The following is an 8208-nucleotide window of genomic DNA, read 5'->3' on the forward strand; positions in this document are numbered from 1 at the left end:
TGGAGGCACGATTTGCGTAAAATACTGATTTATTTAGTTAAAATTTATCAGAGATTCATTTCTCCGGCTTTACCAAAATCTTGCCGTTATTATCCGACTTGCTCAACCTATATGGTTGATGCATTAACCAAATTTGGACCATTTTTAGGACTAATAATGGGGATTTGCCGGATATTGCGTTGCAATCCTTTTGTGCGCGGCGGAGTTGATCCCGTACCAGATAAATTTACTATTTTTCGCAATCCTCATCCAGAACGATATGAAGATGAAATTATAGCGAAAAAATTTCATCCAAATATAAAGTAGGAGAATTTATGTCAAAAAAACCAGAAAATATTAACGTTGAAATCAATGAAATCAAGGGTAAAAAAAACCCTACCTGGGAAGTTGTAATTCCTCAGAAAAAATCTATTGGTGTAATTGAAAAAATTGCAGGTCGTTATCGGGCTACAACTGGCAAAACCAATAGCATCTTGTATGCAAAAAGCTTAGAAAGCAGCATTAATGATTTGCTTTCATACTTTGCTTTACATGAAAAGTAATAGGTTGTGATAATTAATGGTCAAAGTACAAAATAAAACCAATCTTTTTGATCGAATTGCCTGGAATATTGTTGTCCCTGTGCTATTGCTGGCAGTGGTGGGCCTTTATTCCATTTATTTTGCGGCAGTTGATGATCCCAGTCACATGGGTAGCCCGGTAAAAGCTGTGGCAATGCAGGGACTTTGGTATATTATTTCAGTAGCCATCGTTGTTTTTGTGATTCAGTTTGATGCTGAGCAATTGTATAGGATTGCGCCATATGTTTATGGGCTGGGTATCTTGCTCTTGATTGCGGTTTTGTTCTTTTACAATCGCAGTATTGCCGCAGATGCCGGCGCCAAAAGTTGGTTTAAACTGGGGCCAATTTCTTTTCAGCCATCAGAGGTCATGAAACCCGCTTTTATACTGATGCTGGCACGGGTCGTGCGTGAGCATAATGACAAGTTTGCCCATACTATCAAAAATGATTGGGTTTTAATTGGCAAAATGCTGGCTTGGCTTTTACCGATTGCCATTCTGTTAAAATTGCAAAATGACTTCGGTACGATGCTGGTCTTTATTGCAATCGTAGGGGGCGTTGTATTAGTTTCCGGTATTTCTTGGAAAATAATTGCACCGATGTTTGCGGCGGTCTTTGTTCTGGGAGTCGTAGTCATTTACATGGTTACAACGCCTGGAGGACAATCAATTTTAAGTCACTTTTTCCAGCCATACCAGTTCAGACGTATCATGTCATGGCTGAATCCATCTACTGATACTTCCAAAGCCGCCTATCAATTGTGGCAAAGTATGCAGTCAATCGGTTCAGGACAAATTTTTGGCAACGGCTTTGGCAAACTGAGTGTTTACGTACCAGTACGAGGTTCTGACATGGTTTATTCAGTAATTGGTGAATCATTTGGCTTTGTTGGTAGTGTAGCCGTCATTCTGCTTTATTTGTACTTGATCGTGCAGATGGTACGCATCACATTCGATACAAAAAACGCATTTTATTCTTACGTCTCAACCGGTGTAATTATGATGATACTTTTCCATGTGTTTGAAAATATAGGCATGAGTATCGACCTATTGCCGCTCACAGGTATTCCACTGCCGTTTATTTCCCAGGGTGGTTCAGCCCTGATTGGAAATATGATTGGTATTGGGATGATCTTGTCCATGAAGTTTCATAATAAAGACTACATGTTCAGCCAAGCTGGCGATTTCTAAAAATTTAATAGACACAAAAAAAGCATTTCAGAGATGAAATGCTTTTTTTTACTTGGTTATGTTTTCGTTTTTCTTAAAATCAGTTTTATTCCTGTGGTTCGAATTTAAAATTGAGAAAGACTTAATTTATACAAAACTTGACAAAAATGTCCAAAAAAGTAAAAATATATACATCAAGCAACCTATAAACAGTAAAAATGGAAAGGAAGTTCAATGACTGTACTAGAAGACTTTTTAAATAATCAAGCTGATCCGAAATTATCAGGTTTTCTTACGAATTCTATTAGAAGGGGTTATAGTTCATTTAGTGAATTAGTAAAAAGAGAACCTGAATTGCAGTTGCGTGATGCAAGGAATTCCTATGGATATTTGCGTCACATATTTGTTGATATTGTGCTCAAGCGTGATGTTCTCAACTCAAAGATTGATTTTAAGCTAAAAACTATACAAATTCCCGAAAACGGTTATACTTATTTGGTTATTGAACATAAAAATAGCATAATCACTGTACATAAAACCAATTCCAAAAAAGGTCTTCCAGTTAAGGCAGTCAATAGAACAAAGCAGAGCCATATTAATAGCGGAGTTCCATTTGATTATCCACAACTATCATTATTTGAAAATCCTCCGCTAGAACAGGATATGATTAGCCCTGATCAAATGTACTTAATGGTTACATACGGTGGTACTAAATATAAATTAGATTATGTAAACATTGGAATGCCTAATGATGGAGTTACGTCTTGGATAGATATTAAAGACATTACTAATTCGCTTACTACTTTTGAAGCTGTGAGTGCTACAGAACAGAAAGAAATTGACTTGGAATTTCAAAAAGAAGTAAAACTCATGTTAGAAAGAGAGAAGAAAAATGGAGGTCAAATTTAATCCTAATCAACTTAAAAAAGCCAGACTAATGAGAGGACTTAGCATGACAGAATTGGCTGCTAAATCTTCTCTTTCGCGGGAATCAATCAGTAAGTATGAGTTAGGTGCTACTAAGCCTCGTGGAGAATCAATTTTAAAACTTGCAAATGCTTTAAAATTTCCGGTTTATTTCTTTGGAAAACCAGATATTGTTATTCCAATGGGTACTGTGTTTTTTAGAAGTCAAGCTGCAAGTACAAACAAGTTAAGGGAAATGCAAAAAATTAGATTAGAATTGGCTGCTCAAAGTTTATTATATATATCTAAGTACATCAAACTACCTCAACTGAATATCCCTGAACCATTAAATCTTAAAATTGAAGAAATTACTCCAGAAATAGTCCAGCGTTTAGCCTCGAAAACACGTAAGATGTGGCAGTTAGGAAGTGGTCCAATTAAAAATCTTACTAATGTTATGGAGGCAAATGGTATTATTATTACTGAAACGACTATGCATAGTGGAAAAATGGATGCAGTTTCTACACGTATAAATGATGTGCCACTTATTGCATTAACAGATAATAATGAATCTGTTATGAGAAGACGCTTCAACTTGGCACATGAACTAGGACACATATTACTACATAATAGTGTTGAAAATGTTTTTGACCTGAATAACAATAAATATAAGAACTTATTAGAAAAACAAGCTAATCAATTTGCTTCCTACTTTTTACTTCCTGATGAGTCTTTTACTGACTATTTAGTGGCTGGTAGTATGAATTTTTTTAGGCAAGCTAAATTATACTGGAACGTTTCTATTGCTGCTTTAATATATAAAGCCAATGAATTGCACTTATTATCCGAAAACCAATACATTTATCTGCAAAAGCAAATTTCAAAAAATCATTGGAGGAAACATGAACCTGATGATAATAAGTTACCACAAGAACATCCAAGTATTTTCAAAACTGCTTTAGGTATGCTATTAGATGCAAACTTAGTAACTAAGCAGGATTTAATTTCAATTTCAGGTCTGCCTATCGAAGAACTAGAAGCTATTTTTAGAACGTCTTTCATTGAAGATAATACTAATTCCTCATCTAAACCATATTTAAGGTTAGTCAAATGAAAATATGAGCTTTGGATTATATAAGGTATAGCCACACAAAAAAAGCATTTCAGCGATGAAATGCTTTTTTACTTGGTTAAGTTTTCGTTTGAACGACAGACTAAGACGTCACAATCAGCAGTTCTGGTAACATATTCTGTTACACTGCCGATTAGTATGCGCTCAACAGCGTTCAGACCTGTAGCTCCTAATACGATTAAATCAATTTGGTGCTTTTTAGGAAACTGGTGGGCAATGATTGCCTTGGGAGCTCCAAATTCAATCGAATAGTGAACCTCCTTTACGCCAGCTTCCGTAGCTTGCTTGTAGTAATTCTGCAATTTTTCCTTAGCATCATTTGATACTTGTTCAACCATCTCTGAATCAAAGCTGGAAACATTTTGGAAAGATCTGGTATCAATGACATGCAGAATTTCCAACGCAGCATCATTCCGTTTAGCTGCGGCGATAGCTTTTTTAAAAGCTAAGTCGGCTTCCTTGGAGCCATCAACTGCGACTTGAATACGGTGATATTGTTTCATCATTTAAAACACCTCTCTTACCACTATTTTACCAAATTTTAGTGCAATTAATCACCCTTTTGATTAAGTATAAGACTAAAAATTAAAATAGTGATGCTGCTGAGAGCTAACGTAATTAAATTCAGATACTTATTTGCCTGAAATACTAAAATCAAGCCTAGCAAAGTTTCTAAAAGCAAGATGACTGCAGTCCATGACATTATAGAGCTGAAATTAGAAATGTTTTTACTATTATAAATCAGAAAATGACTGTGGCGGTTATGCCATAAATAAAAGGCAGTCAAAAGTAATATTGCTAGATATATTGTGATAACAACTTTTATAGCCATAAAATCTCCAAACAAAAAACGGTCCGCAGACCGTTTCCTAATATTCTCAAGAAATCCGAGTCATCGAAACATAGCAAAACAATGCTTGTTGAACCCGCAGTGTTCAAAAAATGAGACGTATCGCAACGAATGTGGATCCTATCGCAATAGATAGTCTTCCGATTCGAAAGTTATTTACTATCTCGCATGTCTTATGTTTGACCGGTCAACCTTATACAATTAAGCTAGTCGATCAACTCAGATCAATTATTATACTACTAAGCTTTTTGATATTTGTCAAGAAAGAGCAAATATTATCGGTTTTAGTGAAAAGTTTTTTATTTTTTAATCAAAAATGATAATTATTTATTGTTGAATGTTATCTAATCATTTATTATTATCTTTTAAAATAATACAAATAAGTTATAATAAACTGTTTTTTATTGCTAAGGATGGGAAGATAAAAATTATATTACGTTATTAAATCTATAGATGCATGAGAGAGAATTATTTTTACTTGTTTTTTTTGAGCTTAGTTCAGTTAGCTAAAATTTTCAATCTTTGTAACCCTTCATAATATAACGTATTAATCAAAAAAAGGTTTGTTTTGCAAGTGCTCTAAACATAAAAAAACAAATAGTTTAATAATTTTTTTAATAAATTTGATTTTCTTTGTGATTTAATATTAATTGAAAAATATAAGTTTTTATTGTATTTAATAATGTTATTTTTTTAAATATTATTTTAGATTTATGAAATAATTAGCACTAATTGTATTTTTGAGATTTTTAAATTTATCAATTTTTTATTAATCGTTATTTATAAATACAATATTTTTTTAAGATATTATATTGACAATCAAAATTTTCAATCCTAGAATAGTATTCGGAAATAATAATCATACATACTTTTAGGAAGGATATATATATGCTTGGTAAAAATAATTATCATGAAAGATTAAGAAAAATGGAGTTGCTAGATAAGCACGACCACTTTTCAATTCGTAAACTGAGTATTGGTGCAGCTTCTGTCTTGCTAGGTTTTACATTTTTTGGCTTAAATAGTCAAAGCGTAAAAGCTGATACGGTTAAATCTGTGCAGCAAATAAGTGAGAAATCAAACGAGGATCATTCAAATACTGAGACTAATTTGTCAACTTTTTCAGGTTTGAGTTCTTTTTTAAGAGACACTAAGGATAGCAAGCCCAAGAATGCCAATGATAAAAACAAGTCTAATAGTCAGATTGCTGAAGATAAGATTGACAGCGACAATAAAGATACAACAGTAGATAACAATAATAATAATGAAAATATTTCTTCAACTATCTCCGGAGAAGAAAGTCAAGACGATACTGCTGACAGGAATCCAATTGACAAAGATAATTCGGATAATAACAATTCTGATAATGCAACTTCAAAAGATAATACTAATGGAGTAACAGACAAAAACAAGATTAATAAAAAGGAAAGTAATGATTTAAAGGTTGAAAACGGTGTCGCCCAAATCTACAGTTGGGATCAATTTGAGAAGGCATTTCAAGATACAAATATCTCTAAAATAAGTATTATGAAAGATATTGTTTCTTCTAGCACCGGAACGGAACAAAGTTTTAATGTTACGGGACATAAGCTTGTCATTGAATCAGGAGATGATAAAAAACATATTATTGATTTTAAGGGTCGACATCCTGATCTAGTAGGTAATTCTAAGTTAGACATAACTTTTAAGAATTTGAAAATATGGAGCTCAGACTGGTATGGAGTAGTTAGAACAGATCACTATAGTTATAATGCAAGTAAAGATAATACTGCTTTAATCACATTTGATAACGTTGAATTCTATGGTAATCAATTACTATATGTAGGTAGTCATAACGAAATACATATAAAAAATAAGGTAATTGCTGATCAAAAAAAGAGTCCATACAATAGTCCTGTTGATGGTTCTCAAGCTAATGGTGCAGTCAATAATTCACAAATCTTTGAATTTACCAATTCTGATAATTCACTTTATTTTGATGAAGGTTGTGAATTTATAGGTAATACTTTAAATGGTACTGCTATTGAAATGAGAGGTAAAAATTGCAATGTTTATATAGCTAAAGGTGCAAAAGTAACATTGAACCCCCTTAAGAATAGTGATGGTAGTTTTAATCCTGATTCTGGGCAAAATGGGACGATTTATGGAATTATGATTAATGGTGGTTCAGTAAATGTTAAAGGACATCTAGCCATTAACATAGGTAGTTCAGATTATAAGGGAACACGTGACAACAAAGTTGCCCAAGCTATTTATTTAGGTGATTCAAACAGCAGTTTGGTAATAGATAGTAACCTTGATCAGACCGGCGGCTTAGTAGATGTTAAGACTAACGGAAATATATCAAGAAATAATTCAAATGTTTTAATTACCGATTCGGGCAATTTAATAGTTAAACCAAATGCCGCTTTAAATGTTACTGGTGAAAATATGGGTGACTACTCGGGAACATTAATTTCCATTAAAGGTAAAGGAGACTTTGAAAACAGTGCTCTTAATGTAAAGCTGCAAGGTGATGCCGGAAATGAAGCCATTACTTTAATTGATGCACCAGGAGATTTAACTATAAACAATCCCACTTCTTTAATATTAGATGCACATTTGAACCAAAATCCAGGAACAACTATTTTTGGTAATAATCAGGTTAACATTACAAATGTTCGTCAGATTTTAACTTATGATAAAGAAGATTTAGATAAAAAACTTACTATACCTCCTTTTCATGTTTTGCAGGTTAAACATACATCTAATGGTATGGAGATTGGTAAAGTTGAAATGCTCAATGGAAAAAGAACTTTGAGTAAGGAGTTGGCGTCCCAACTTAAAGCTGACCAAGAGGTTCAGGCTATATTAAAGGAATATCCTGATATTGCAGTTAAGTTGGACCCAGACTCAGGCTCTTATATAGGACAAACCTTTGACAATATTTTTGCAGATGCGATGAAAATCGCTCTCAGCAATTCAAAATATCCAGGTTATAATAATATAGCTTTTAAGCCTGCTAATCCAACTGGATTTTTAGATATTGATACAGACAAAAATGATGTTACAATTGATTATATTGATGATGAATCAAATCCTGATAATAGTTTGGCTGTAATAACCGGCTATATTAAAAATTATGACAACAGTTTAGATGGACCAGATACAAGTGGCATATTTAACTCGATTCTTAATCTACCAGGAGGAACTGACCCATATATTAAAATTGTTATTAAGGACTCATCTGGAAAAGAAACTACTTTGATTCCTAAAGGATTTAATGAAGATCCATATGTGGATACAGATGACGAAATACTCCCTTTAGAACACCATTTTGCAGGTAAAGCTGTTTACGATGAAATTACTAAAGAATATAAGTTTACCATAACTATTCCTACGAGTGAACTATTAAAAGGATCTTCAATTGCACTATATCCAGATGCTAATTTCGTTGAATACAATCCTCTGTCCCTCGCATTATCACCTACAGATACTAATCTTCGACCTATCGTTAAAGACATATTAGCTCTAGCTCAAAACACTGCAGCTAAAGCAATTCAAGATAAAATTAATGAAGTTGAAGGTGCAGAGCTTGATTTAACAGCAG

The 8208-nt window shown here is 33.2% G+C and carries 8 protein-coding genes; 6 read left to right on the forward strand and 2 right to left on the reverse strand.

Features of this window, described 5'->3' with window-relative positions; all coding sequences use genetic code 11:
- Window positions 1-12 precede the first annotated feature (12 nt).
- The 5 genes from yidD to LDM90_RS08375 all read left to right on the forward strand — a co-directional run bounded on the left by yidD (window position 13) and on the right by LDM90_RS08375 (window position 3751).
- On the forward strand, window positions 13-306 hold the full coding sequence (yidD, locus tag LDM90_RS08355) for a membrane protein insertion efficiency factor YidD (protein ID WP_034981179.1): 294 nt from the start codon (window positions 13-15) through the stop codon (window positions 304-306).
- A gap of 8 nt (window positions 307-314) precedes the next feature.
- Window positions 315-542, forward strand: coding sequence for a DUF2969 domain-containing protein (locus tag LDM90_RS08360; RefSeq protein ID WP_198213856.1), 228 nt, complete (start codon window positions 315-317; stop codon window positions 540-542).
- 16 nt (window positions 543-558) lie between these two features.
- Window positions 559-1752 (forward strand): FtsW/RodA/SpoVE family cell cycle protein, encoded by a 1194-nt coding sequence (locus LDM90_RS08365; protein WP_223896915.1) that lies wholly within the window; start codon window positions 559-561, stop codon window positions 1750-1752.
- A gap of 213 nt (window positions 1753-1965) precedes the next feature.
- Window positions 1966-2640: a hypothetical protein gene (locus LDM90_RS08370; protein WP_223898840.1), complete on the forward strand. Its 675-nt coding sequence runs from the start codon at window positions 1966-1968 to the stop codon at window positions 2638-2640.
- Entirely contained in the window at window positions 2624-3751 is a 1128-nt protein-coding gene (locus LDM90_RS08375) for a helix-turn-helix domain-containing protein (protein WP_223896913.1), read from the forward strand. The genes LDM90_RS08370 and LDM90_RS08375 overlap by 17 nt, the downstream gene beginning before the upstream one ends.
- 68 nt (window positions 3752-3819) lie before the next feature.
- Here the strand turns inward: LDM90_RS08375 and LDM90_RS08380 are convergent, their stop codons facing one another.
- A complete protein-coding gene (locus LDM90_RS08380) occupies window positions 3820-4275 on the reverse strand; it encodes a universal stress protein (RefSeq protein WP_045927969.1) in 456 nt (151 codons plus the stop codon).
- A 44-nt stretch (window positions 4276-4319) separates the two neighbouring features.
- Window positions 4320-4601 (reverse strand): hypothetical protein, encoded by a 282-nt coding sequence (locus LDM90_RS08385; protein WP_187160272.1) that lies wholly within the window; start codon window positions 4599-4601, stop codon window positions 4320-4322.
- 906 nt (window positions 4602-5507) lie between these two features.
- Here LDM90_RS08385 and LDM90_RS08390 point away from each other — a divergent pair.
- Window positions 5508-8208, forward strand: a 2701-nt coding sequence (locus LDM90_RS08390; RefSeq protein ID WP_223896912.1) for a pectate lyase-like adhesive domain-containing protein, incomplete at its 3' end; no start/stop codon positions are given.

The organism is Lactobacillus huangpiensis, from assembly GCF_019972815.1.
GTDB lineage: Bacteria > Bacillota > Bacilli > Lactobacillales > Lactobacillaceae > Lactobacillus > Lactobacillus huangpiensis.